Below are 24,848 nucleotides of genomic sequence, written 5' to 3'. Positions count from 1 at the left end.
ACCCGAGCGGTCCACCCAAGCCCTGTCAGGGATCGGGTCGTCGCGCGTGCCATTCGCCTGTCAGTTGGCCCGTAAGGGCGCACGGAGATGCGATGGATGGGAAACAGGGCAAGACTTAGCGCGCCTTGCCCCGCATTCCAAGAGGTCTTTTTGAACCCGCTAGGTCATCCCCGTCAGGACAGCAAGGATTTGTCCGGGGCCTGGAGCCGGGGATCGGGTCCATTGGTCACCACGCGGCTGCGATTGGCCAGATCCAGCACGACCTTCACATCCTCGAACCCGCCCTCCACGAACAGGGCCTTGACCGCCTCGCCCTGGTCCCAGCCGATTTCAACGGCGAAGATCCCTCCGGGCTTCATGACGCGGCGGATCTCGGGCACCAGCTGACGGTAGGCCTCAAGGCCGTCCGGTCCCCCGTCCAGCGCAAGATGCGGATCATGGTCGCGCACCTCCGGGTCGAGACCGGCGATGTCGGCGGTCGGAATATAGGGGGGATTGGACACCACCAGATCAAAACTGTGATCCTCGAAACCGGTCGCCCACTCCGTCCGGAGGAAGGCCGCGCGACCTTCAAGTCCGAGGCTGGCGGCATTCTCGCGGGCAACCGCCAGCGCCTCGCTGGAAATATCGGTGCCGACGCCGGTCGCCCCCGCACGCTCCGCCAGGAAGGCCAGAAGTATGGCACCCGAGCCGGTCCCGAGGTCCGCGATCTGGAACGCCTGATGTGGGGCAAAGGCCGCAAGGCCCACATCCAGCAGCGTCTCGGTGTCCGGACGCGGGCTCAGCACATCGGGTGTCACGCTGAGCATGATCTTCCAGAATCCCTTGCGGCCGAGGATGCGCGAGACGGGCTCGCGCTTCAGCCGGCGCTCGATCATGGCCTCATAGGCGGCGGCTTGTTCCGTTGTCACGACCCGGTAGGGGTCCGTCAGAATGTCGAGGCGGCTGACATTACAGGCAGCCTCCAGCAACAGGCGCGAATCGATCGATGGACTGTCGATGCGGCCCGCCTTCAATCGGCTCTGGGCCGCCTTCCAGGTCGTGAGCAGGGTGGGTGTGTCGGACATGGGCGTTGATTGGGGGGCACGGCCCGAAAATTCAAGCGGAACGGCGCGCCAGCGTGGCCGTTAGGCGTCCATGGCGTCACCCTCGTCGAAACCGTCCGGCCTCGGCGGCCCCCTGGTCGGGCTGGCAGCCGCCCTGTTCGGGGGTTTGGCCGCCGGAGCGGGTGCGGCGCATCTGTTGCACCGCAAGGGGCACAAGGTCGGCCTCGATATGCGCCGCTATCGGCCCGAGCCGGCAGCACCGGAGCCCCCCTCGCCGGAAGACTACGAGATCCGCGAACCGGGGCGGGGGCGCATCGCGCAATACCCCTATCAGATCCCCCGCAAGGGCTGGACCGACATCCTGTGGCGAACCGGGGCCAGTTATTTCGGCGACCGGGTCGGGTTCGTGTCCGGCGGTGTGACCTTCTTCGTTCTGCTGGCCCTGTTCCCCACCCTGGCCATGCTCGTGACGGTCTACGGCCTGTTCGCCAACCCGGAGGACGCCTGGGCCCGGCTTCAGTTTCTGTACTCGGTCCTGCCCGCCAATGTCGCGGGGTTCATCGGCGGCGAGATGCAGAGGCTGGCCGAGGACTCCCGACCGCGCCTGACCCTGACGCTGATCGGGACACTGGCGCTGTCATTGTGGGTCGCCAACAACGGCATCAAGACGCTGTTCTATGGTCTCAACATCGCCTATCACGAGGTTGAGCGCAGAAATGTGTTTCAATACAACCTTCTGTGCATGGCCTTCACCATCGCCGGGTTGAGCGCCGTGCTGCTGTCGGCGGCCCTCGTGGTCGGGGTGCCGATCCTGCTCGGGCCCCTTGGGCTGATGAACGATCTGCAGCACCTGGCTCCCTTTCGGTGGCTTGTGCTGTACGCCCTCTATATCGGGGCGCTGACGCTCATCTATCGCCATGGACCCTGCCGCGCGCGAGCCCACTGGCGCTGGCTGACCCCGGGTGCCGTTGTCGCGGCCACGCTCAGCCTGGGTCTGTCGGCGGTGTTCAGCTGGTATCTGCAGAATTTCGTGCGGACCGACAGCTATGGCCCCCTAGCGGCCATGATGGGTTTCCTGATGTGGACCTGGCTGACGGTGCAGATCATTTTGATGGGGGCCGAGCTGAACGCCGAAATCGAGCATCAGACGGCGATCGACACCACCGTCGGCCCGCCCGTGCCCCTTGGCGAACGCGGGGCGGTGGTCGCCGACAGCGTGGGGGCCAGGCGGGGCAGCCCGGCCGCCCTCGCCTTCACCCTCAAGCATGCCGAAGCGATTTCAGACCGGCTGCTGCGGCGGCGCAATCGCAAGCGCGCCCGGAAAACCTAGATCATGCCGAGCGGGCGCGGATCGGGGCGGCCCCGTCCGACAGGGATTCGTTCAGATAGACCTCGGCTTCCTGGGCAGGCAGTGCCGGGGCATAGCCGAAGCCCTGGCCGTAGTGACAGTGGTCCTGGAGCAGAAGGGCCGCCAGCTCGGCGTTTTCGACGCCCTCGGCCACGACCTCCAGCGACAGGTCGCGCCCCAGATTGACGACCGAGCGCACGATCTTGGCCGAGCCCTCGTCGCGATCCATCGTCAGCACGAAGTAGCGATCGATCTTGAGCGTATCGAACGGCAGACGCGCCAGATAGCTGAGCGAGGAAAAGCCGGTGCCAAAGTCGTCCAGCGCCAGCGAGGCCCCGACCTCTTTCAGGCGCGACAGGACCACGGCGGCGCTCGCGGTATCGCGCATGATGTCGCCCTCGGTCACTTCCAGCTTGAGCGCGCCGCGCGGCAGGCCGGTCTCCTGAATGATCCGGGCCACATCCTCGACCAGATTGGGGCGCTCGATCTCGCCCACCGACAGGTTGACGCTGCAGAACAGCTTGCCCGCCAGCGGGTGACGTTTCAGCCATTCAGCCAGCTGGCGAGCGGCCTGGGTCATCATCAGCAGACCCAGTTCGTTCATCAGCCCCATTTCATCGGTCAGGGTCAGGAATTCGTCCGGCGGGACCAGACCCCGCTTGGGATGACGCCAGCGGCACAGGGCCTCAAATCCCGCCACGGCCCCGGTCTTGAGATTGACGATGGGCTGGTAGAAGGGCTCGATCTCTCCGCGCACGAAGGCATTGCGGAAGTCGGATTCGAGCGCCAGCCGCGACAGACTGTCGGTTTCCAGCGCGCGGCCATAGGCGGCAGCCCCTCCCCGGCCCGCTGACTTGGCCTGCTCCACGGCCAGTTCGACCCGGCGCAGCAGCTCGCCGGCGTCCGACGCATCCGGTCCGCCCTCTGTCGTCACAGCCCCGATCGACACCGTCGGATAGATGTCGAAGCCGGCGACGCGCAGCGGCTGTTCCAGAGCCTGACGCAGGCGACCGGGAACATGACCCGTCCCCTTGCGAACCAGAACCGCGAATTCATCCTCGCCGATCCGGGCGGGCAGATCGTCAGCCGAAAAGGCCGCCCCCAGGCGGGACCCCAGCGCGGACAGCACCCGGTCGACCCGCTCGTGACCCAGGGCTTCGTTCAGGCGGCGCAGCCGGTCCACATCGGCGACCACCAACTCATACTCGCCGGGCCGCGTCAGGGTCTCGCCGACCCGCGCCAGAAAAGACCGCCGATCCAGAAGTCCCGTCAGGGTGTCGCGGTCCGAACCGGCGAATGTGGTTTCGAGCGCGACGACGCCTGCGGCCCGCAGACCGTCTTCCAGCCAGACACCCCGCCACAGACAGGTCGGATGGTCGCGCATGCGTAGCCGCACGGCAATCTCCGTGCCTTCGGCCTGGGGTTTCAGCAAGGCTTCGGCCAGCGCCCGATCCTGGGGCAGGGCCACGGCGATGAAGGCCGCGCCCGAGCACTCGGGCGCCAGAGGTCCGAGCCCCAGCGGGCGACTGGCCCCGGTCACGCGCAGGCTGTCCTCGGACGGGGTCCAGACCCATAGCGCCGAGTCGGCGGCCGCAAGGGCCTCGATGGCCATCGAGGCATCCCAGGCCAGGGCTGACGGCCGTGTACTCACGCGTCTGAATGATCCTCACCCGGCGCCTCGGCGGCACCACCCCCGTGTCGATCATCGACACGTCCGTACAAAAGATGGTCTGCCCATTCGCCGTTAATTTTGAGATAAGCCCGGGCCCTTCCCTCGGCCTCAAAGCCTGCCTTCTCCAGCACACGCCGGGACGCGACATTCCAGGGGACGCAGGCGGCCTCGACCCTGTGCAGCTTCAGCGTATCGAACGCAAAGGCGACCATGCCGCGCACCGCCGCCGTGCAATAGCCCTTGCCGGCATGGGATTGCCCGATCCAGTAGCCCAGCGTTCCGGCCTCGCTAACCCCCCGCCGGATATGAGACAGGGTCACGGCCCCGACCAGCTGACCCATGCCGGCCTCGAACACGAAGAACGGCCAGGCGGTGCCCAGATCCATCTCGCGCCCATACAACGCGAGGCGGCGGCGAAAGGCGGATCGGGTCAGGTCGTCTTCGGGCCAGGTGGGCTCGAACGGCACCAGATGATCCCGCGACGCGGCCCGAAGCGCGGCCCATGCCTCATAGTCCGCCGGGCGGGGCGGACGCAGCAGAACGCCTTCCGACTGAAGCGTCGGGCCAGAGCGCTCGCCGATCCAGTCCAGAATGGCCATAGGCCAGACTTATCCTGTCAGGCCGCGCTGGAACAGACGACCCGCCGACAAGCCCGTCCGCGGCCCGAGCACCGCCGTGGCGGTCAGGCCCGGCGCCAGGCAGGCCGCCAGGGCCTGTTGCACATCCTGGCGGCTCTGCTCCATGACTTCGTCGACCATGGTGTCGCTGCTGACGGGGTGACCAAGGATCAGCGCCTGTGTCGCCAGTCGACCGGCACGCGCCACCGGGCTTTCGTCCGCCATCCGTATGCCGGCCCGGGCGACGGCGCGGGCCCGGTCCAGTTCCCGCTCGGTCGGCCCGTCGGTCACCAGTGCCCGTATCGTCTCGCCGCAGACCTGGGCCAGCTCCGCCGCGCGCTCGCCCGCAGCTCCGGCATAAAGACCCAGCACACCGCAGTCGGTATAGCTCTCATGGTAGGCATCTATCGCATAGGCCAGCCCGCGCTCCTCCCGCGCGGTCTGGAACAGACGCGAAGCCATGCCGCCCCCCAGGATTTCAACACCCAGACGCAAAGCGGGTCTGCGCGGATCGGTGTGGCTGAAGCCCGGCAACAGGAAGACCAGGTTCGCCTGCTCAATCCGGCGGGCGAGACGCGCCTCACCGCCCCTGAAATGTCCCGCCGGGACAGACGACGCGGGACGTGTGGCACCCTGGCCAAAGCCACGCTCGACCAGGGACAGAAGCTGCGTCTCATCGACGGCCCCGGACACCGACACCACGATCCGGTCGGGACGGTACATGTCGGCCCGGAAGGCGCGCAGGGCCTCGCGGTCAATCGGGACCAGCGTCCCGATCTCGCCCAGGATGGCACGCCCGAGCGGCTGCCCGTCGAAGGCCCGCGACTGGGCCATCTCGAAGACGTGGTCGTCGGGGGTGTCAAACGCCTCGGCGATTTCCTGGGCGACGACATCCTTCTCGCGCTCGACCTCTTCGGGATCGAACACGGGGTGAAAGATCAGGTCGGCGATCACCTGAAGCGCTGTCTCCAGCCCGTCGGCCATGGCCCGGACCTCGAACACCGTGCGCTCATACCCGGTCGAGGCATTGATCGATCCGCCCCCGGCCTCGATCCGCTCGACGATTTCGCGAGCTGACATGTCGCCCGCCCCCTTGAACACCATATGTTCGAGAAAATGGGACCAGCCGGAATGCTCCGGACTTTCATGACGCGCGCCGGCACCGATCGCGACGCAGACGGCCACCGTCTGCAGGCCGGGGATCGGATCGCAGATGACACGGACGCCATTCGGCAGGGTGTGGGATCGCAGGGTCAGGGCTTCAGCTTCCGGCGGAGCAGGGCGATATAGAAGCCGGCCAGCGCCAGCGCCAGCCCGAACCAGGTCAGGGCATAGCCCATATGGTTGTTCGAAAAAGCAGCGGGAGGGGGCGAGGGCTCAAGCGCCTCCCACGCCGGCCAGACCGACCGCATGGCGAACAGGACATAGGGGCGCACCGGACCCTGGACACCCAGCGCCCGGCTCATGGCCTCTGTATCCCGGGCATAGAAGCGGTTGCCGTCAGGCGGAGGGGCAAAGGCGCCGGGTGCCTCGACCCGTCGCGCCTGGGCGATGAGGGCGGGGATGGGATCAGATTGCCCCGCCGGACGGGCGCTGACGGTTTCCGGCACGAACCCCAGATCGACCAGCCAACCGTCACAGCTGGAGATCAGACGCACGCCCGGTTGGCCGTCCTGTATCGATTGCAGCTCGACATAGGGCTGGTTTTGGAAGTCACAGGCCAGCATGGCCGTACGGAATTCCGGATCCGGCATCTGCGAAAGGGCTTCCAGCGATACCGGCGGCAGCTCGGCGGCGGCTTCGGCACGGGCGATCAGGTCCTGTTTCCACTGCAGGCGCTGGACCTGCCAGAGGCCAAGGAAGACCAGCAAGACGAAGGCGACACCCGAGACCAGAGTCAGCCCCCAGGGGAACCGGAGGGTCCGCAGGTCAGACATGGGGCGCGGCTCCACCCTCGTGATCCTTCATCTGCAAGGCGATCATCACCCCCTTTCCGGGTCGCATCAGGCCCAGCGACAGGGCCAGCACCAGGGGCACCGCCACGATCATCAGAACCCATAGCGGGGGTCCAAAGGCGATCTGCAGGCCGAGTGCCAGGAAGACCGAGATGCCTCCCGAAATCTGCATGATGAAGACAGCGGCCCCGTCACCGGTATTCAAACGGGTAAAGTCGGCACCACAGACCGCGCAACGGTCCACGACCTTCAGAAAGCCGACGAACAACCTGCCCTCGCCGCAGGCCGGGCACCGGCAAAGCAGACCGGCGCGGATCGGGTGGATCCGCTCAACCTCATCAAGAAAAGCGGCGCGGGACTGTTCGTCCCGCGCCGGCTGAGGATTGATCCCTGCGGGCCCGTCGATCACCCGTAGATGACGTAGACGAAGGCGAACAGGAACAGCCAGACCACGTCGACGAAGTGCCAGTACCAGGCCGCGGCCTCGAAACCGAAATGCTTCTTCGGTGACATCTGGCCGGCCATCAGGCGCAGCAGGCAGACCGTCAGGAACAGCGTACCGATCAGCACGTGGAAGCCGTGGAAGCCCGTCGCCATGAAGAAGATCGACCCGTACAGCCCGGAGTTCACGGCCTCGTCATTGAAGAACAGGTTCTCGTGGATGATGTGGTAATATTCGTACGCCTGAATGGCCGTGAACAGCACCCCCAGCAGCACGGTGATCAGCAGGCCCAGCTTGGCGCCTTTGCGGTCGCCGACCTGCAGCGCGTGGTGGGCCCAGGTGACCGTGGTACCGCTCAGCAGCAGGATGACAGTGTTCAGAAGCGGCAGTTGCCAGGCGTCCAGCGTCTCAATGCCCTTGGGCGGCCACAGGGTGGTGCCGTCGGCATTGGTCCAGGCGGCCGCCGTGTCGGTCCAGAAGCTCATCGCCGGGATATGCGCGCGCGCCTCGTTGTAGACGGACATTTCAAAGAACATCCAGAAGAAGGCGGCGAAGAACATGACCTCGGATGCGATGAACAGCACCATGCCGTATCGCAGGCCGATCGAGACGACCGGCGTGTGATCGCCCTGGCGGCTTTCCTTGATGACGTCGCTCCACCAGCCGAACATGGAATAGAGCACGCCCGCCAGACCGGCGAAGAACAGCCACTTGGTCCCGGCCTCGAGACCGAAGACGCCCTTCATCCAGGCCACCGCCCCCACCATCATCACGGTGACGGCGATCGAGGCGACCAGCGGCCACGGGCTGGGATTGACCAGGTGATAGTCGTGATGAGGAGCGGCGTGCGCGTCAGCCATTCTGGGGTCTCTTGCTCTCGGATAGACTCGTGACTGGCCCTATAGCGCTCACGATCCCATGGCGCCAGAGTTTGCCGTCACCGAAGCGGCGTCAAAATCCTTGGTCGGGTAGAATGTATAGCTGAGGGTGATCTGGGTCACGCCCCGGCCCTCGGGATCGGTGGCCAGTTCGGGGGCCACGAAATACTGGACCGGAAAGCGCATCGTCTCGCCGGCGGGGATCACCTGACCGTCAAAGCAGAAGCACTGCAGCTTCTGGAAATAGGCCCCGGCGCGCTCGGGCACGACGTTATAAGCCGCCGTGGCCCCGATCGGCTGATCCGAAGTGTTGGTCACCTCGAAATAGGCCATGCCCGTCTCGCCGATTCGCACGCGCTGCTGCAGTTGCTCGGCCTTGAAGGTCATCGGCAGGTTGCGGACGTTGGTGTCGAAGCGGATCAACACCGTTTCGTCCAGCACGACGTCCGGCGCCTTGTCGGCCATCCGGACCGTGCCGCCAAAGCCGGTCACCTGACAGAACAGCTGATAAAGGGGCACGGCGGCGAAGGCCGCGCCCGTCATCAGCATCACCACACCGCCACAGATCAGGGCGATCAGGTTCTTGCGATTCATGAAGCCCCTCCGATGGCGGGCCCGGCCGGCCGGGCCGGGGCCTCGGCGACGGGCATCGTGGCGGAAGCGTCAGCAATATTCTGTTTGAGCCGCAGGAAGGTCGTCAGAAACACCAGCACCATGAAGGCGACCAGACCCAGAGCAATCCATAGATTGCGGCGCTTGCGGGCGATCAGTTCATCATCGGTCAGGCGCATGAGGGGCACACCAGAGTAGATGCGGGCAGATTCTCGAGCAGCAGCGCCAGGAACAGCAGCATCAGATACAGGATCGAATAGGCAAACAGGTTGCGGGCCGGTTTGGCGTCAATCCGGACATCATACAATGCGGCCTCTCGTCCCACGGCCGGGCCCCCATGGGTCCGGTCGGCCTCGGGCTGATCCCCTGCCCGGCTGCGCCACAGGCGAAAGGCCAGCAGCAGGAACAACAGGCCGCCGACGACCGAGATCCCCAGGTAAATCGGGCCCCCGAGGTCCGTCACGCCCGGAAGAATGGCCACCGGCACCAGCACCAGACTGTAAAGCAGGATCTGGAGGCGTGTGGACTTCGCGCCTCGGACCACCGGCATCATGGGAATCCCCGCCCGCGCATAGTCACCGGCCGAATAGAGGGCCAGCGCCCAGGAATGCGGCGGGGTCCACAGGAAGATGATCAGGAACAGCAGCCAGGCCTGCCACGGCGCGTCGCCGGTCACCGCGGCCCAGCCGATCACCGGAGGGAAGGCCCCGGCCGCCCCGCCGATGACGATGTTCTGGGGGGTCCGGCGCTTGAGCATCAGCGTGTAGAAGCCGGCGTAATAGACGATGGTCAGCGCCAGCAGGCCCGCCGCGAACCAGTTGGTGTTCATGCCCAGCAGCATGACCGAGAACAGCGACAGGACCGCGCCATAGGCCAGGGCGTCATTCTTGTTGACCCTGCCTGCAGCGACAGGGCGGCCGCGAGTGCGCTTCATCAGGGCATCGGTCTCACCTTCCAGCCCCATGTTGAGGGCCCCGGCGGCACCGGCACCGACAGCGATGCACAGGATGGCGATGGCGGCGACCACGGGATTCATCTGGCCCGGCGCGACCAGCAGGCCCGTCACCGCCGTGAAGATGACCAGCGACATGACGCGTGGCTTCAGCAGCTGGAAATAGTCACCGGGCTGGGCAGTCGACAGTCTGGGCCGCGTGTCGGTCATGGGTCAGGAGACCGTGTCGTTCTATGAAAGGTCAGGACCGTCCCCTCGCGTGGAAGGGACGGTCCCGAGGACTTCAGGTTGGGCCGTCGGGCGCAGGAGCGCCTTCCGGATTAATGGCGATCGTCGTCCTTGACCACCGGCAGCTCGTTGAACTGGTGGTGCGGCGGCGGCGACGACAGGGTCCACTCCAGAGTGGTTGCGCCCTCGCCCCACGGGTTGGCGACACCAGGGCGGCGACGGATGGCAGCCTCGATCAACACGACGATGAAGACCACCACGCCCACGACGGTGATGACGTAACCCCACGACGACACCAGGTTCCAGAAAGTATAGGCGTCCGGATAATCGATGTAGCGGCGCGGCATGCCCTGCAGACCCAGGAAGTGCTGCGGGAAGAAGATCACGTTCACGCCGACGAACATGATCCAGAAGTGCAGCGTGCCGAGGAACTCGTTGTACTTCACGCCGAACATCTTTTCGAACCAGTAGTAGAAGCCCGCGAAGATCGCGAACACCGCCCCCAGCGACAGCACATAGTGGAAGTGGGCCACGACGTAATAGGTGTCGTGGAAGCTGTAATCGATACCGGCGTTGGCCAGGACCACGCCCGTGACCCCCCCGACGGTGAACAGGAAGATGAAGCCGATGGCCCACAGCATGGGCGTCTTGAAGTCGATGGACCCGCCCCACATGGTCGCGATCCAGCTGAAGATCTTCACCCCGGTTGGGACGGCGATGACCATGGTCGCAGCGATGAAATAGGCGCGCAGGTTCACGGTCATGCCGACCGTGTACATGTGGTGCGCCCAGACGATGAAACCGATGAAGCCGATGGCCACCATGGCATAGGCCATGGCCAGATAGCCGAACACGGGCTTCTTCGAGAAGGTCGAGACGATGTGGCTGATGATGCCGAAGCCCGGCAGGATCAGGATGTACACCTCGGGGTGTCCGAAGAACCAGAACAGGTGCTGGAACATCACCGGGTCACCGCCACCGGCCGGGTCGAAGAACGACGTGCCGAAGTTGCGGTCGGTCAGCAGCATGGTGATGGCGCCCGCCAGCACCGGCAGCGACAGCAGCAGCAGGAAGGCGGTGATCAGCACCGACCAGGCGAACAGCGGCATGCGGTGCAGGGTCATGCCCGGCGCGCGCATGTTGAAGATGGTGGTGATGAAGTTGATGGCGCCGAGAATCGAGCTGGCCCCCGCGACGTGCAGCGAGAAGATCGCCAGGTCCATGGCCGGACCGGTGTGGCCCATGGTCGACAGCGGCGGATAGATGGTCCACCCCCCGCCGAAGCCCTGCCCCGGCCCCCCGTCCACGAACATCGACATGCACAGCAGGATCCAGGCGGCGACCAGCAGCCAGAACGAGATGTTGTTCATGCGCGGGAAGGCCATGTCCGGCGCACCGATCATGATCGGAACGAACCAGTTGCCGAAACCACCGATCATGGCCGGCATGACCATGAAGAAGATCATGATCAGGGCGTGGGCCGTGACCGTGACGTTATAGCCGTGCTTGGACGCCTCGACGATCCCCAGCTGCTCGACCAGGCCGCCCTGGACGAACACCTGCATGCCCGGCTCGGCCAGTTCCCAGCGGATCAGACCCGACAGGGCCCCGCCGACGATGCCCGCCATGATGGCGAACAGCAGGTACAGGGTGCCGATGTCCTTGTGGTTGGTCGACAGGAACCAGCGGGTAAAGAACCCGGGCTTGTGATCGTGGTCGTCGTGGGCTGCGTGTGCGGTGGCCATGGTCGTTTCGGGCTCTCGCGTAACTTATTGAGCGGCGGCGGGCGCGGCCGCCGGTTCGGTGGAAGCGGCGTCAGCCGTTGTGTCGTCGGCGGCCTCGGCGACCGGCGCCGACTGGGCAGCGGCGGCCTGCGCAGCCGCGGCTTCGGCTTCCGCGTCGGCGGCGGCCGTCATCGACCCGCCCTTCGAGGCGACCCAGGCGGCGAACTCCGCCTCGGTCACCACGCGGATCTCGATGGGCATGAAGGCGTGATCGACACCGCACAGCTCGGAGCACTGGCCGTAATAGACGCCGGTCCGTTCAGCCTTGAACCAGGTTTCGTTGGTGCGTCCGGGAATGGCGTCGGTCTTCAGACCGAAGGCCGGCAGCGCGACCGCGTGAATCACATCCGAGGCCGTGATCAGCAGGCGGACGGTCTTGCCAACCGGCACCACCATGGCCTGATCCGCTGCGAGGCGATACGGGACATTGCGCGCCAGGGCTTCGTCCTCGGGCAGCATATTGGAGATGAACTCCGGCACGCCCTGGTCCGGATATTCATAGCCCCAGTTCCACTGGTTGCCTGTGACCTTCACCGTCAGATCGGGCTCGGGCATGGCCTCATAGTCGTACAGCAGCCGGAAGGAGAACAGGGCGATTACCATCAGGATGACCACCGGCAGAACCGTCCAGATCACCTCAACCAGGGTGTTATGGCTCCAGCGCGCGGGGACCGGGTTCGCCTTCTTGTTGTAGCGCACCACGACCCAGATCAGCAGGCCCAGAACCAGCAGGGTGATGAAGGTGATCACCGGCAGCAGGATCACATCATGGAACCAGATGGCGTCGTGCTTCAGCTTCGACGCCGCCGGCTGAAGGCCAATGCCTCCCGGGGTCGGCTGACCCAGCAGTTCCTGGGCCATGGCGGGCATGGCCGAAGCCCCCACCATGATCGTGGCGCCGATCCAGGCGGTCACTGCCGCCGGGGCTGCCTTAAGGGCGCGAATGCCCGATGCCATCGCAGACGTCCTCATCTCAGTCTTTCCTACGAGCGATCTGCGAACGGATCGCAGACGCACCCGGCCCCTCGGGCGTAGAGTGATGGCCGGTCCTTATCCCCCCGCTTCGCGCTTGCCAAGCGATGGAGGCGCATCAATGCCGCTCCATGTCGCCGCACCCGGAAATTAAATCGCCGTCATGTTTCGCAAGCTACCTTGCGTGACATGCTAGCTTGCGATAGCGAATGGCTCCTCAAAGGAGGCCGATTTGCCCGAGCCGATTGAAATACAGCTGAAGAAGGGGGTGCTGGGCCTGTGCGTCCTGGCCCTTCTGGCCCGCGACGACAGCTATGCCTATGAGATCGCCAGCCGCCTGTCGGACGCGATCGATATGGGCGAAGGCACCATCTATCCCCTCATGCGCCGCATGCAGACCGATGGATGGGTCGAGACCTATCTGGTCGAATCACCCGCCGGCCCGTCCCGGAAATATTATCGCCTGACCGATGCCGGCCGGCGCGCCCTGGAGGACCAGGGCCGAGAATGGCGCCGTTTTGCCCGGGCCGTCGATGACCTGATCGCGGGAGCGACCACGCCGGCGCCCGCCACCACAGACACCCAAGAGGGGGGAACCGCCCAATGACCCGCGCCGAATTCATGTCCCGGCTGAAGAAGGGCCTGGTCGGCATGCCGACCAGCGCCGCCGCCGAGGTCCTTAATGACTATGAGGCCCATTTCGATGACGGCCTCGCCGAAGGCCGCAGCGAGGCCGAGGTCGCCGAGGCGCTCGGCAATCCGGACCGGCTGGCCCGTGAGCTTAAAGCAGAGGCGGGCATCCGTCGCTGGCACCAGGAGCAGAATCCGTCGTCCGCGACCGCCGCCATCCTCGCGGTGCTGGGACTGGGCGCCATCGACATACTGTTCCTGCTCCCCCTGCTGATGAGCCTGATCGGGGTCATTCTCGGCGGCTATGCGGCGGCGCTGGGCACCTTCATCGCCGGTGTCGTCATCATGGTTCTGGGACCGATCGCCGGAGCTCCCGGTGGCCCCCTGGCCGCGATCCTCGCCGGGCTGGGCCTGATGGCGGCGTCCGTTACGGGTGCGGCCCTTCTGACCGTGCTGACCATCTGGCTGGTCAACGGCGTCGTCTGGTTCGCCCGCCTTCATTACCGCCTGCTCAAGCCCGCGCTTGAGCCGCAGGTCGCCTGACCCATAGTTCCCGGAGAAACATCATGATCCGTACATCCCTGATCATTGCCGCCGCCGGGCTGGTTCTGACCCTTGTCTGCCTTGGCGGAGCCTTCGCCCTCGGCGGACGCGACCTGGCCGCGCACGGCTGGTCCTGGACGATCCTTGATCGCGACGGCCATCCCATCCGCTTCGAGCGGGTCCGAAACGCGGATGCCCGCAACGCCGGCCCGGAGGTCACGCGAACCCTGGCCTGGGACGGCGGCCAGACGCTGGTGCTCGATTTCGGCGGCGACGTGGAATACGTCCAGGGCAGCCAGGCGGGTGTGACCGTCACGGGGCCTGAGGCGCTGGTCGATCGCGTCGAGATCACGGGGGGCCGCATCCGTCTGAAGGAAGGCGAGGAGCAAGTCTTCCTCAGCTGGGACGAGGGCGGCCTGCGCGGCTGGAGCCCCCGAGACTACTTGCGCGTCGTGGTCACCGCGCCGGACGTGACCCGCTTCCGCGTCAACGGCTCGGGCCATCTGGACATCCGCGCCTATGATCAGGACCAGATGGATCTCGGCATATCGGGCTCGGGCGAGATCGAGGCCCAGGGCCGCACCCGCGCCCTGACCCTCGACATTTCGGGTTCGGGCGAGGTCGATCTGGAAGCCCTCGACCTGGCCGACGCGGACGTGACGGTTTCGGGCTCGGGCGAGGCGCGCCTGGGCCCCACGGGTCGCGCGGCGGTCGCCATCTCGGGGTCCGGCGATGTCACCCTGACCCGCCGTCCGGAGCGACTGGACAGCCGGGTGTCGGGGTCGGGCAATATTCGTCAACCGTGACAGGGCGGACGGGTGACGCGGTCGCGCGGCATGCCTAGATAGGGGGATGACCCAGTCTTCCGTCCCCGTCCCCGTCCCCTCCCTGCTGGAAACCGCCGATCTGTCGCCCGAGGCCGCACGGTCGATCCTGGCTGACGCCATGAGCGGAGCGGACGACGGGGAACTGTTCCTCGAGCGGGCCGAGACCGAATCGCTGGTGTTCGACGACGGTCGGCTGAAGTCCGCCTCCTATGATGCCCATGAGGGGTTCGGCCTGCGTGTCGTTTCAGACGAGACCGCCGGCTATGCCCACTCCAGCGTCGTCGATGTCGACTCCATCAGGCGGGCAGCCGAAACGGCGTCTTTGGCCATCCAGGGCCGCAGCGGCACTCAGACCGAGGCGCCCCTTTCGACCAACCAGCAGCTTTATGCCCCGATCAATCCGCTGGCCTCGCCCGCCTTTTCCGACAAGATCGCCCTCCTGTCCGAGATCGATGCCTGGGCCCGGGCCCGGGACCCTCGTGTCGTCCAGGTGTCCGTGTCGATGGCGGGCGAGCATCGCGACATCGAGATTCTGCGCGCCGACGGTCGCGGTGTGCGCGACATCCGCCCGCTGGTCCGCCTGAATGTCTCGGTCACGGTCGAGCAGAACGGTCGCCGCGAGAGCGCCTCGTCAGGCGCCGGCGGCCGCGCCGGATTCGACACCTGGATCGCGCCCGCCCGCTGGCAGGCCCAGGTGGATGAAGCCCTGCGTCAGGCGCTGGTGAACCTCGAAGCCGTCGACTGCCCGGCGGGCGAGATGGATGTGGTCCTCGGGGCCGGATGGCCCGGGGTGCTGCTGCACGAGGCGGTCGGCCACGGCTTTGAAGGCGATTTCCACCGCAAGGGCAGTTCCGTTTTTTCCGGTATGATGGGCAAGCGCGTGGCCGCGCCCGGGGTGACCGTGGTCGATGACGGCTCCATTGCCGGGCGTCGAGGCTCGCTGACCGTCGATGACGAGGGCACGCCGACCTCGCGCACCGTGCTGATCGAGGACGGCATCATGGTCGGCCTGATGCACGACCGACTGAGCGCGCGAAAACTGAACGCCCGGGCGACCGGCAATGCCCGCCGCCAGTCCTTCGCCCACCCGCCCATGCCCCGCATGACCAACACCTTCATGGAAGGGGGCCGGGACAGCCGCGCCGATATGATCGCCTCGACGAAGCGCGGCCTCTATGCGGCGAACTTCGGTGGCGGCCAGGTCGACATCACCAACGGGAAGTTCGTCTTCCAGTGCACCGAGGCCTACCTGATCGAGGACGGTAAGATCACGGCCCCCGTGCGCGGTGCAACCCTCATCGGCGACGGGGCCACAGCCCTGACCAACATCACCATGATCGGGGACGACTTCGCCTTTGACCCCGGCGTGGGCGTCTGCGGCAAGGCGGGACAGGGTGTGCCCGTCGGCATCGGCCAACCCAGCCTCAAGATCGGCGGCCTGACGGTCGGCGGGACGGCCCTCTAATCCGCAGCCTGATCCGCCCGCCAGTCTGGGCCGATGATCTCCAGGCCCCGGCGTTCCAGATCATCCAGCACGCCACCGGGCTCCGCCAGTACGCGAAGCGGTGCAACCGCCAGCGTCACTCCGGGCTGCCGCAGGGCCCCTTCCACGGCGCTGATCCACTGGCCGCGCAGCAGGGTACCCAGCGCCGGATCGCTCCAGGGCCAGCACTGGGACATGGCCGCCTCGATGGGGGATGCCATCACCGCCGGCACATCAAAGCGTATCCAGGCCAGTCCGCGAGCCTCGACCGCCGGGCGACCGGCTTCGGCGGCGGCGATGGTGGCTTCGACGCAAGGCACCCAGGATTCGGGCGGACGGGTCAGCAGGTCGTCGATCACCGCATCGCCCCGAACACTGCCGATGGAGGTGACCGGCACCCGCCCGCGGCGCGCCGCTCGCCGCACCACCTCTCCAACCTCCTGATTGCCGCGGTCGCGAAGGCCGAGGCGGTCCGAGAGCAGTTCACTGCTGAGAACCAGAAAGCTGTCGCGGGACCAGTCCTTGCCATAGGTCGCCTCAAGTGCATCAAGACGCGCCTGCCACTCTGGCGACAGATAGTCCGTCGTCGTCCGGCCCTCTGGCATCCGCGTCAGGGTGCGCGAGCGCCAGATAACCCGGAACAGGTCCGCGGGAGAGGCGGAGATACGCTGCGGGAAATAGACCCGTTGCGCTTGCCGGGTCGCCTGCTCCAGGGGACCGGGTCGCCATTCGATGCCGGCGGGCACCGCCTGGATGGCCCCGACCAGCAGGACGGTCGACCCGCCCCGGGTCACTTCCCACATCGGCGCGCCCGAACGGCGGGCGGTGACGATGATCTCATCGACCGTTGTCTCGGCCTCCTGCGCTGCGACGCGTGGGGGCGCCATGACGACCGCCGCCACACAGGCGATCAAGGCGAGAGATGCCCGCGCCACCCGGCCGCCCCAAACATTACGCCCAAGTAACATTATGTATTGCCTGTCATGAAACCGATTTAATCTACTTATCGAACTTGTAACTGGCTCGCGTCAACTTGAAAGACGACACCTCTCTCCATCGACGAGGGGAAATATTCATGACGCGTAAAACACTTCTGATCACCACCACCGCTGCCCTGGCCATGGCCTTCGCGCCCCATGCCCTGGCGCAGGAATCGATGGGCAGCGGGACGACCAGCGCCCGGTCCACGGATCAGGGAGTCCTGATCTTCACGCCGGAATTCTTTGCCGGTCAGAACCCGAACACGGCACTCGACATGGTGCAACGGGTTCCCGGCTTCTCGGTGAGCGATGGCGACGGCGGTCGCGGCTTCGAGGGCGCGGTGGGCAATGTCCTGATCAACGGGGCGCGTCCGGCCTCCAAGAACGATACGGGGTCGTCCGTCCTGTCGCGGACCCTGGTATCCCAGGTCGAGCGGATCGAATTGATCCGGGGCGGCGCTCCCGGGATCGACATGCAGGGCTATTCCGTCGTCGTGAATGTCATCCTCAAGAACCAGAGCAGCCGGCAGACCGTGGTCAATGCCAATGCCACCTTCTTTGACGGCGGCACGGACGTGTACGGGGGCTCCTATCAGTTCACGGCCCGCGACGGCGACCGGACCTGGGGCTTCACCCTGTCGGACGGCATCGGGATGAGCGATTCCAACGGCGTCGGCCCGGCCACGCGGCGCGCCGCCGACGGCACCCTGCTGCGACAGGAGGACTTCTACAACGACGGTTACGGGGGCGGCACCGGCATCCGGGGGAACTACGCCGCGCCCGCCCTGGGCGGCAAGATCGACCTGACGGCCCGCTATGGCGTGAACGATTGGCACAGCATGGACCGGTTCACGGGTACCGGGACCCGACGTGAAAGCCGCTACGACAATGACGGCAGCTCGGGCGAGGTCGGCATCGTCTACACCCGTCCGCTGGGGAGCCAACTGTCGCTGGAGACGCGCTTCATCCACGAATTCTCGGACTTCGATTCGATCTCGACCTACAACGCCGACATGGGTGCCGGTCCCGAGCCGGAACAGCGCTTCGAGTCGGTCGGCGACGCCTCGGAAACCATTGCCCGCGCCCTGGTCCGGTTTGAACGGTCCGAGGCCCTGACCTTCGAAGGGGGCGGTGAGATCGCCTACAACCGCCTGGACACAGAACAGGCGTTTTCTGTGGGCGGGACGCCCGTGGTCCTGCCCTCGGCCTCGGTCGTGGTCGAGGAAACCCGCGGCGAATTGTTCGGCAAGAGCACCTGGCGCATCTCGCCCCGCCTGTCGCTGGAAAGCGGCTTGCGCCTGGAGTCCTCGACCATCAGTCAGTCGGGCGATGCCGAACAGGAAAAATCCTTCTTCTTCGCCAAGCCCCGGGTGCAGCTGAGCTGGACTCCCATGGCCGAAACCCAGGTGCGCGCCCGTTTCGAACGCGAGGTCGGCCAGCTCGATTTCGGCGACTTTGCCGCCAGCGCCGAGCTGGACAACCAGAATGTGCTGGGCGGCAATGCGGATCTGGAACCCGAAGATCGCTGGATCAGTGAGATCACCTTCGAGCGCCGCTTCTGGGGTGACGGTATCTTGAGCATCGGCCTGCGCCACGACGAGATCGGCAACGTCATCGACCGGATTCCGCTTCAGGACGGCCTGTCGGCGGTCGGCAATATCGGCGACGGCACGCTCGACCAGCTGTCGGTCAACATCGTCATTCCAACGGACAAGGCCGGCATCAGCGGCGGCCGGCTGCGCTTCCGCAATGACTGGAACAGCACCGAGGTCACCGATCCGACCACCGGCGAGAAACGTCCGATCTCGCGCGTTCGGGCACGACAGCCGACGATCTCCTTCGCGCAGGATATCACCACCTGGCGCATCAACTGGAGCGTCGCCTGGATTCCGATCCTCGGCCAGACCACCTATGATCCCGACCAGACCTTCGCCTGGAAGGGGGGGGACTATTTCGAGCTGGCCGCCGAGTACAAGCCGACCGACAGCCTGTCGATCCGGGCCCAGGTCAACCTTTGGGACAATTTCGATACCGAGCGGACGGTGTATGCGGACCGGACATCGCCGCGCCCCATCGCCTTCATCGAGCGGCGCGAGATCGATCCCCGGACCTTCTTCTCGATCCGGTTGCGCAAGACCTTCTGATCCCGGGATCCGGCCACCTTTCCGTCTTGTAACTGGCGATTGACGGTTCGGGCGTTATGGGTGGCCGGATCAAGGGGAGGGGACATGACACGCACCGTCTGGCTGGCGAGCACCGCGGCGGCCACCCTGTGGCTGGGCCTGGCCCCGCCCGCCGCCGCCCAGTATGCGCCCGATGCAGGCGTGGAGGCGCGCCAGGATCCGGAGCGCCCCGGCGTCCTGATCTACGATCCCGCCTTCTTTGCCGATACCCGTCCGCGGACGGCGCTGGACATGATCCAACGCCTGCCTGGCTTTGCCCTGAACAGCGGCAGTTCAGGGACGCGGGGACTGGCCGGCACGGCCGGCAATGTCCTGATCGACGGTCGGCATCCGTCGACCAAGAGCGAAGGCCTGGCCAATCTTCTGGGTCGCATCTCGGCCGACAGCATCGAGCGGATCGAGCTGATCCGGGGCGGGGCTCCCGGGATCGACATGCAGGGGCGCTCGGTCGTCGCCAATGTCGTCCTGAAGACCACGGTCACGGTCGAGCGCGTGCTGGGGCTCGACGCCTATGTTTATGAGGACGGCTACATCGGGCCGATCGTCCAGGCCGAGTACTCCCGGCGGGCCGGCGACAGCCAGATCGAGGGAGCCATCAGCGCCACGGTCGACCGCACCAGCAACACCAATGAAGGGCACCGCCGGCGTTTTGATCCTTCCGGTGCCCTGATCCAGGACGCGGATATCCGGTCGTGGGACCGGTTCCGCAATGTGCGCGCCTCGGGGGCCGTTCAGCGTCCCTGGGCGGGGGGGCTGCTGCGGGTCAACGCGGTCACCTCGTACTTCAACAACGACCAGGAGCAGGACATCCTCATCCGCGCCGGGGCGGGGGACGACGACTTCAGCCAGAGGGGTTTCAAGGAGCTGAGCGGGGAGATCGGCGCCCGCTGGACCCGCCCCCTGGGCCCGGAAACGGAATTGGAGCTGACCGGGCTGCAGCGGCTGGACACCTCGACCGTCGAGTCGGGCTTTGTCCGGACGGGGCGGACCGGCCTGTTCACCAGCGACTCGACGTCGGGGGAGACCATCGGACGGGGCGTCGTCCGTCACCGCCGCGACGACCGCTGGTCGTATGAGGGCGGGGCCGAAGTCGCCTACAACTTCCTCGACACCGACACCGCCTATGAGGAGAACGGCGTGCCGGTCGCCCTTCCCGGCGCCTCCGTGCTGGTCGAGGAGGTGCGCGGCGAGGTCTCCGGCCAGGCGACCTGGCGCCCGGCGCCCAACCTGACGGTCGAGGCGGGCCTGCGGGTCGAGGTGTCGGAGATCCGCCAGTCGGGCGACACCGACAGCGCCAAGTCCTTTGTCTACCCCAAGCCCCGCCTTCTGGTGACCTGGACACCCCTGCCCAATCACCAGTTCCGCTTCCGGGCGGAGCGCAAGGTCGGCCAGCTCGACTTTGGCGACTTCGCCGCCTCGGCCGAGGTCGATCTGGGCCAGGTCGAGGCGGGCAACGCCGACCTGGAGCCCACCAAGTCCAACCCCGTCGAGGTGGTCTATGAGCGGCGCTTCTGGGACGAGGGGGTGTTCACCGCGCGGCTGACGCACAACCGCTATGAGGACTACATCGACGTCATCCCGCTGGTCGGGGGGTTCGAGGCGCTGGGCAACATCGGGGATGCCCGCCAGACCGAGTTCGAGGTGCAGGTGACCCTGCCGATGGATCGGCTGGGCATCCCGGACGGACGCCTCACGGCGCGGGCGGTGACGCGCGAGACCGAGGTCACCGACCCCCTGACGGGCGAGACCCGGCGGTTCTCGGGCGACGACGGCTTCGGCTGTGGGGTCGCCTTCAGCCAGGACCTGGACGGCGGCCGCTGGACCTGGGGCATGGACCACGGCTGCGACATGGACGGCGGGACCGGCTACCGGGTGCGGGAGCTGCGCTACACCGAGTCCGAGCCCTACTTCGGGGCCTTCGTTCACTGGAAGCCGTCGCGCGACCTGAGCGTGCGGATCGACCTCAGCAACCTGACCGACGCCGAGGAACGGCGGCGGCGGGACATCTATGCCGGCCCGCGCGACAGCGCGCCTCTGGCCCTGCGCGAGACCTATGCCCAGACCCGCGGGTCCTGGCTGTTCCTGCAAATCCGCAAGACAATCTGAGGATTAGCCCACAGTAAAGGGGGCGGAGCCCACCGGCCCCGCCCCCCCTGTCCAGCCTGTCCGGTCGGATGCCCGACGTCAGACCTGATCGGGCTTGGCGATGTTGGCGTCCTGTTGGCCACGATCCGTCAGATCGGGGCCGGGATTGCGAGGCTCGTCGGCCCCGTGCGCCCAGTGCTTGATGAAGAAGCTGATCAGGAAGAAGGCGACGCCGCAGGCGATACCGACCCATCCCAGCATTTCAAACACCCTGAGAGACGCCGCGAGCGCGGCCTCCGGGTCCAGGACCTGGCCGCCGATGGTCTCGGTCCCCGCCAGTCCCGCGATCTGGCCGCCCACGAACTGGGCGATCGAGCTGGACAGGAACCACACCGCCATCATGAAGCTGACCACCGAGGCGACGGACAGCTTGGTGATCTGCGACAGACCGACCGGCGACAGGAACAGCTCACCGGTCGTATGCAGCAGGTAGAGCAGTCCCAGGAACAGCAGCGGCACGCGGAAGGCTTCGTTGACGAAACCCGAGTCCACCGCCCAGACCACGACCATGAAGCCGAGACCAACCTGAAGCAGCGCCATGGCGAACTTCAGCGTCGGGTTCGGATCCATCCGACGGCTTCCGAGGAAGGCCCAGAGCGCCGCGAAGATGGGGGCGAAGATCAGGATGAAGCCCGCGTTGAACGACTGGGTCTGGGACGCCGTGATGGTCGAATCGATCCATGCCATGCCCCCACTGATGTCGATCCCGGCAGCGGCCATCTGAGCCGGCGTGCCCACGGGGATGCCGAGCACATTCACCGCCTGTGACGTGAGGGCCAGATCGACGTTGCGGTCGGTGAACAGATTCAGCGAGGTGCCGGCCTGTTCAAACAGGGTCCAGAAGACCACCGAGGCAAAGATCAGGACTACCGCCAGCATCATGCGCTCGCGCTCGATCTTGTCCGTGCACCGGAAGACGATGAACCAGGCGATGAAGGCGAGCGCCAGAATGGTACTGACGCCCAGTGCCCAGCCGACGACCTGGCTGGACTGGACCATGAACCAGACGATGCCCACGCTGGCGAACCCCCCCAGATAGATCATCCATTCGCGGTTGATCGGCCCGGCGACGGACTGCTTCAGCAGCACCGGGTTGGGCGGCTCACCATTGCCCTGCAGCAGCGGCTTGCCGAGCACGAAGACGATCCAGCCCAGGGCCATGCCGACCCCGGCCAGGCCGAAGCCCGCCCACCAGCCGACGGTCTGGCCCAGATAGCCACACAGGATGGCGGCCCAGAAGGCCCCGAGGTTGATGCCGTAATAATAGAGGGTGAAGCCCGAATCGCGCCGGGGATCGCCTTGCGGATACAGCTGGCCCACGATCGTCGAGATGTTCGGTTTCAGGAAGCCCACCCCGACGATGATCAGCGACAGCGCCAGATAGAAGATGCTGACGTAGAGGGGATTGCGGTCCGCCTCCATTGCATAGCTGCCCGCGGGCAGGACCGCAGGAAGAGGCGAGTCCGCCGGCGGGGACTGCAGGGCGACGCCGCCGCCCTCGGCGCCCATGAAGGCCACAGGGGTGTCGCCGATCATGATCCGCGACCCCTCGCCGCCCTCGGACGTCACCTGATAACGGGTGTCGTCATAGACCAGATACTGGGTGGCCTGGGTGCCTTCCAGCGCCATGGCGCTGTGACCGGCCACCAGCAGGATGGCCCCGAAGGCGATCGCCTTGCGCGTGCCCAGATAACGGTCAGCCAGAAGGCCGCCGAGCAGCGGCAACAGATAGACCAGCGAGGTGTAGGACCCGTAGGTTGAGCCCGCGAGGGCATCGTCGAACAGGAAATGCTGGGTCAGGTAGAAGATCAGGATGGCCCGCATGCCGTAGTAGGAAAAGCGCTCCCACATCTCGGCGAAGAACAGGATCATCAGCCCTTTGGGATGATTTTTCAGGATCTGCAGCAGAACCGGAAGGCCCGTCACCAGGGTGATGATCAGGCCGACGATAATGACGATATTCATTTCCGGTTCCTCCCCCGGTCAGGCGCAACACCCGCGCCCCTCATGTCCGCTTCTGACAACGGCTTACTCCCTCTTGCGGCACCCCACCTGGCGCACGAAGGCGCATTTCGATCACGATCCTCAAACCCGGACAAGGCCTAAGGTTACCGAGGTGTGGACACGGGCCGACGTCCGGGGTCGAAAACAGGGTCTGAACCGTCTGAATGGTCTGAAATCGTCCCGGCCCGGATGCAGAAATACCGTCTGAACCGTCTGAACCGTCTGAATGGTCTGAATGGTCTGAATGGTCTGAATGGTCTGAATGGTCTGAAATCCTCTCTGCTGAGCCCTCCCCCTTGAGGGGGGAGGGTGGGGTGGGGGTGGAGGCAGGTATGTCCGGTCGGGCGCGCGAGGCGGCGGTGCCTCCTGTGCCCGGGCATCGTGGGCAGTGCGTCCACCCCACCCCCCGCCCCTTCCCCCTCAAGGGGAAGGGGAGGCGCATTTTGACCGTCTGAATGGTCTGAAATCACGTCGGGGCGGTCCGGCGGGTTTGGCAACCGGACAGTATGGACGGGGCCGGGACCTGGTCGGTCAAAACGGTCCAGGAGTCGCCGGAGACGTTTAAAACACAGGAGGTTTTGGCGGCGGCTGTCGCAGGAGTTGCCCTCAACCCGACATCAGCCCCGGGTCTTCAGCAGGTCGCGGATTTCAGTGAGCAGGGCCTCGCTGGGGGTGGGCGCCGAGGGTGTGGCCTGGGGCTCCTCGGCCTGTTTGCGGCGCATGTTGTTGATGCCCTTGACCAGCAGGAAGACAACGAAGGCCACGATCAGGAACTGCACGACGGTATTGGCAAAGGCGCCGTACTGGATGGCGACCTCCTCAATGGCCTCGGTCGTGGGGTCCTCGGGCTTCAGCACCCATTTCAGCTCGGAGAAGTCGAGGCCGCCCGTGATCAGGCCGATCGGGGGCATGACGACCTGATCGACCAGGCTTTTGACGATGCCGTTGAAGGCCGCACCAATGATGATGCCGACCGCCAGATCGACGACATTGCCGCGCACCGCGAACTCGCGGAATTCCTGGAACAGCCCCATGTCTTTCTCCGTGATGCGATCCGGCGCGGCGCTCAGGCCGGCTGCAGATCGAGATGATAGAATTGATTGAAATCGCTGGCCGTATAGTCGCCGAAGGCCCCGCCCCTGATGAATCCGCGCGCGCCGTAAAGGTTCAGCGCCGCCTCGAAGGCCGGGCCGGACCCTGTTTCCAGACTGAGGCGGTGACAGCCCTGATGGCGGGCCTGATCGATCAGATGCTCCAGCAGGGTCCGGGCCACGCCCTGTCCCAGATGATCGGGATGGGTGCGCATCGACTTGATCTCGGCCACGCCGCCGTCGTGGAGCCGCAGGGCGCCCATGCCGAGAAGGCTGTCGTCCTGCCACAGGGTATAGAGCGTCACGCCCGGAGCCTTGAGACCTGACAGGTCCAGGGCGTGCACCGCGCAGGCGGGCGAATAGCGGCGCATGCCGTCAAGGTGCAGGGCCAGGAGCGCCTGAAGCCGGGGGTCGTCGAAGTCCGCCGGGAGGATCCGCCAGCCGGGCCGCATGCGC

General features: G+C 66.1%; 23 protein-coding genes. 7 read left to right on the top strand and 16 right to left on the bottom strand.

The window, feature by feature from the left end; all coding sequences use genetic code 11:
* Positions 1 to 173: 173 nt before the first annotated feature.
* Positions 174 to 1,067: a peptide chain release factor N(5)-glutamine methyltransferase gene (gene prmC, locus IBJ06_RS00895; RefSeq protein ID WP_292156631.1), complete on the bottom strand. Its 894-nt coding sequence runs from the start codon at positions 1,065 to 1,067 to the stop codon at positions 174 to 176.
* A 70-nt stretch (positions 1,068 to 1,137) separates the two neighbouring features.
* Between prmC and IBJ06_RS00890 the strand changes: the two genes are divergently transcribed.
* Positions 1,138 to 2,376: a YihY/virulence factor BrkB family protein gene (locus tag IBJ06_RS00890; RefSeq protein WP_292156630.1), complete on the top strand. Its 1,239-nt coding sequence runs from the start codon at positions 1,138 to 1,140 to the stop codon at positions 2,374 to 2,376.
* Between the two features lies 1 nt (position 2,377).
* Here IBJ06_RS00890 and IBJ06_RS00885 read toward each other — a convergent pair whose 3' ends face one another.
* From IBJ06_RS00885 to coxB, 11 genes are all read right to left on the bottom strand, one after another.
* Positions 2,378 to 4,006 (bottom strand): bifunctional diguanylate cyclase/phosphodiesterase, encoded by a 1,629-nt coding sequence (locus IBJ06_RS00885; protein WP_292157263.1) that lies wholly within the window; start codon positions 4,004 to 4,006, stop codon positions 2,378 to 2,380.
* A 35-nt stretch (positions 4,007 to 4,041) separates the two neighbouring features.
* The gene (locus IBJ06_RS00880) at positions 4,042 to 4,665 is read right to left on the bottom strand and encodes a GNAT family protein (protein ID WP_292156629.1); all 624 of its coding nucleotides are present in this window, start codon (positions 4,663 to 4,665) and stop codon (positions 4,042 to 4,044) included.
* Between the two features lie 9 nt (positions 4,666 to 4,674).
* Complete coding sequence (locus IBJ06_RS00875; protein WP_365811892.1) at positions 4,675 to 5,877, bottom strand: pitrilysin family protein; 1,203 nt, start codon at positions 5,875 to 5,877, stop codon at positions 4,675 to 4,677.
* Between the two features lie 59 nt (positions 5,878 to 5,936).
* On the bottom strand, positions 5,937 to 6,620 hold the full coding sequence (locus IBJ06_RS00870) for an SURF1 family protein (RefSeq protein WP_292156628.1): 684 nt from the start codon (positions 6,618 to 6,620) through the stop codon (positions 5,937 to 5,939).
* Positions 6,613 to 7,047, bottom strand: coding sequence for a DUF983 domain-containing protein (locus IBJ06_RS00865; protein WP_292156627.1), 435 nt, complete (start codon positions 7,045 to 7,047; stop codon positions 6,613 to 6,615). Before IBJ06_RS00865 ends, IBJ06_RS00870 begins: the two co-directional genes overlap by 8 nt.
* On the bottom strand, positions 7,044 to 7,940 hold the full coding sequence (locus IBJ06_RS00860) for a cytochrome c oxidase subunit 3 (RefSeq protein WP_292156626.1): 897 nt from the start codon (positions 7,938 to 7,940) through the stop codon (positions 7,044 to 7,046). The genes IBJ06_RS00865 and IBJ06_RS00860 overlap by 4 nt, the downstream gene beginning before the upstream one ends.
* Before the next feature lie 48 nt (positions 7,941 to 7,988).
* Positions 7,989 to 8,552 carry a cytochrome c oxidase assembly protein gene (locus tag IBJ06_RS00855; protein ID WP_292156625.1) on the bottom strand — a complete coding sequence of 188 codons (564 nt, stop codon included), beginning with the start codon at positions 8,550 to 8,552 and terminating at the stop codon, positions 7,989 to 7,991.
* Positions 8,549 to 8,749 carry a hypothetical protein gene (locus IBJ06_RS00850; RefSeq protein WP_292156624.1) on the bottom strand — a complete coding sequence of 67 codons (201 nt, stop codon included), beginning with the start codon at positions 8,747 to 8,749 and terminating at the stop codon, positions 8,549 to 8,551. The genes IBJ06_RS00855 and IBJ06_RS00850 overlap by 4 nt, the downstream gene beginning before the upstream one ends.
* Positions 8,740 to 9,732 carry a heme o synthase gene (gene cyoE / locus IBJ06_RS00845; RefSeq protein WP_292156623.1) on the bottom strand — a complete coding sequence of 331 codons (993 nt, stop codon included), beginning with the start codon at positions 9,730 to 9,732 and terminating at the stop codon, positions 8,740 to 8,742. Before cyoE ends, IBJ06_RS00850 begins: the two co-directional genes overlap by 10 nt.
* A 110-nt stretch (positions 9,733 to 9,842) precedes the next feature.
* A complete protein-coding gene (gene ctaD / locus IBJ06_RS00840) occupies positions 9,843 to 11,495 on the bottom strand; it encodes a cytochrome c oxidase subunit I (RefSeq protein WP_292156622.1) in 1,653 nt (550 codons plus the stop codon).
* 24 nt (positions 11,496 to 11,519) lie between these two features.
* The gene (gene coxB, locus IBJ06_RS00835; RefSeq protein ID WP_292157260.1) at positions 11,520 to 12,422 is read right to left on the bottom strand and encodes a cytochrome c oxidase subunit II; all 903 of its coding nucleotides are present in this window, start codon (positions 12,420 to 12,422) and stop codon (positions 11,520 to 11,522) included.
* A gap of 316 nt (positions 12,423 to 12,738) precedes the next feature.
* Here coxB and IBJ06_RS00830 point away from each other — a divergent pair, with 316 nt between their 5' ends.
* Genes IBJ06_RS00830 through tldD form a run of 4 tightly spaced genes read left to right on the top strand, consistent with a single transcriptional unit; the run spans position 12,739 to position 15,971 of the window.
* A complete protein-coding gene (locus tag IBJ06_RS00830) occupies positions 12,739 to 13,113 on the top strand; it encodes a PadR family transcriptional regulator (protein WP_292156621.1) in 375 nt (124 codons plus the stop codon).
* Complete coding sequence (locus IBJ06_RS00825; protein WP_292156620.1) at positions 13,110 to 13,679, top strand: DUF1700 domain-containing protein; 570 nt, start codon at positions 13,110 to 13,112, stop codon at positions 13,677 to 13,679. Before IBJ06_RS00830 ends, IBJ06_RS00825 begins: the two co-directional genes overlap by 4 nt.
* Positions 13,680 to 13,702: 23 nt before the next feature.
* Positions 13,703 to 14,485 (top strand): DUF2807 domain-containing protein, encoded by a 783-nt coding sequence (locus IBJ06_RS00820; protein WP_292156619.1) that lies wholly within the window; start codon positions 13,703 to 13,705, stop codon positions 14,483 to 14,485.
* A 46-nt stretch (positions 14,486 to 14,531) separates the two neighbouring features.
* The gene (gene tldD, locus IBJ06_RS00815; RefSeq protein WP_292156618.1) at positions 14,532 to 15,971 is read left to right on the top strand and encodes a metalloprotease TldD; all 1,440 of its coding nucleotides are present in this window, start codon (positions 14,532 to 14,534) and stop codon (positions 15,969 to 15,971) included.
* On the opposite strand, the gene IBJ06_RS00810 is transcribed toward tldD, so the two are convergent.
* Complete coding sequence (locus IBJ06_RS00810; RefSeq protein WP_292156617.1) at positions 15,968 to 16,924, bottom strand: TraB/GumN family protein; 957 nt, start codon at positions 16,922 to 16,924, stop codon at positions 15,968 to 15,970. The two genes, tldD and IBJ06_RS00810, sit on opposite strands and share 4 nt — an antisense overlap.
* A gap of 140 nt (positions 16,925 to 17,064) precedes the next feature.
* On the opposite strand from IBJ06_RS00810, the gene IBJ06_RS00805 reads away from it, so the two are divergent.
* A complete protein-coding gene (locus IBJ06_RS00805; protein ID WP_292156616.1) occupies positions 17,065 to 19,113 on the top strand; it encodes a TonB-dependent receptor in 2,049 nt (682 codons plus the stop codon).
* 84 nt (positions 19,114 to 19,197) lie between these two features.
* Positions 19,198 to 21,258, top strand: a complete 2,061-nt coding sequence (locus IBJ06_RS00800; protein WP_292156615.1) for a TonB-dependent receptor — start codon at positions 19,198 to 19,200, stop codon at positions 21,256 to 21,258.
* A gap of 78 nt (positions 21,259 to 21,336) precedes the next feature.
* Here the strand turns inward: IBJ06_RS00800 and IBJ06_RS00795 are convergent, their stop codons facing one another.
* The 3 genes from IBJ06_RS00795 to IBJ06_RS00785 all read right to left on the bottom strand — a co-directional run bounded on the left by IBJ06_RS00795 (position 21,337) and on the right by IBJ06_RS00785 (position 24,844).
* Entirely contained in the window at positions 21,337 to 23,262 is a 1,926-nt protein-coding gene (locus tag IBJ06_RS00795; protein WP_292156614.1) for an oligopeptide:H+ symporter, read from the bottom strand.
* A gap of 656 nt (positions 23,263 to 23,918) precedes the next feature.
* Complete coding sequence (gene mscL, locus IBJ06_RS00790) at positions 23,919 to 24,335, bottom strand: large-conductance mechanosensitive channel protein MscL (RefSeq protein ID WP_292156613.1); 417 nt, start codon at positions 24,333 to 24,335, stop codon at positions 23,919 to 23,921.
* 32 nt (positions 24,336 to 24,367) lie between these two features.
* The gene (locus IBJ06_RS00785; RefSeq protein WP_292156612.1) at positions 24,368 to 24,844 is read right to left on the bottom strand and encodes a GNAT family N-acetyltransferase; all 477 of its coding nucleotides are present in this window, start codon (positions 24,842 to 24,844) and stop codon (positions 24,368 to 24,370) included.
* Positions 24,845 to 24,848 lie beyond the last annotated feature (4 nt).

The organism is Brevundimonas sp. (assembly GCF_016742135.1).
GTDB lineage: Bacteria > Pseudomonadota > Alphaproteobacteria > Caulobacterales > Caulobacteraceae > Brevundimonas.
Note: the sequence above shows the minus strand (reverse complement) of the source record. Positions and strands in the feature narration are given on the sequence as shown.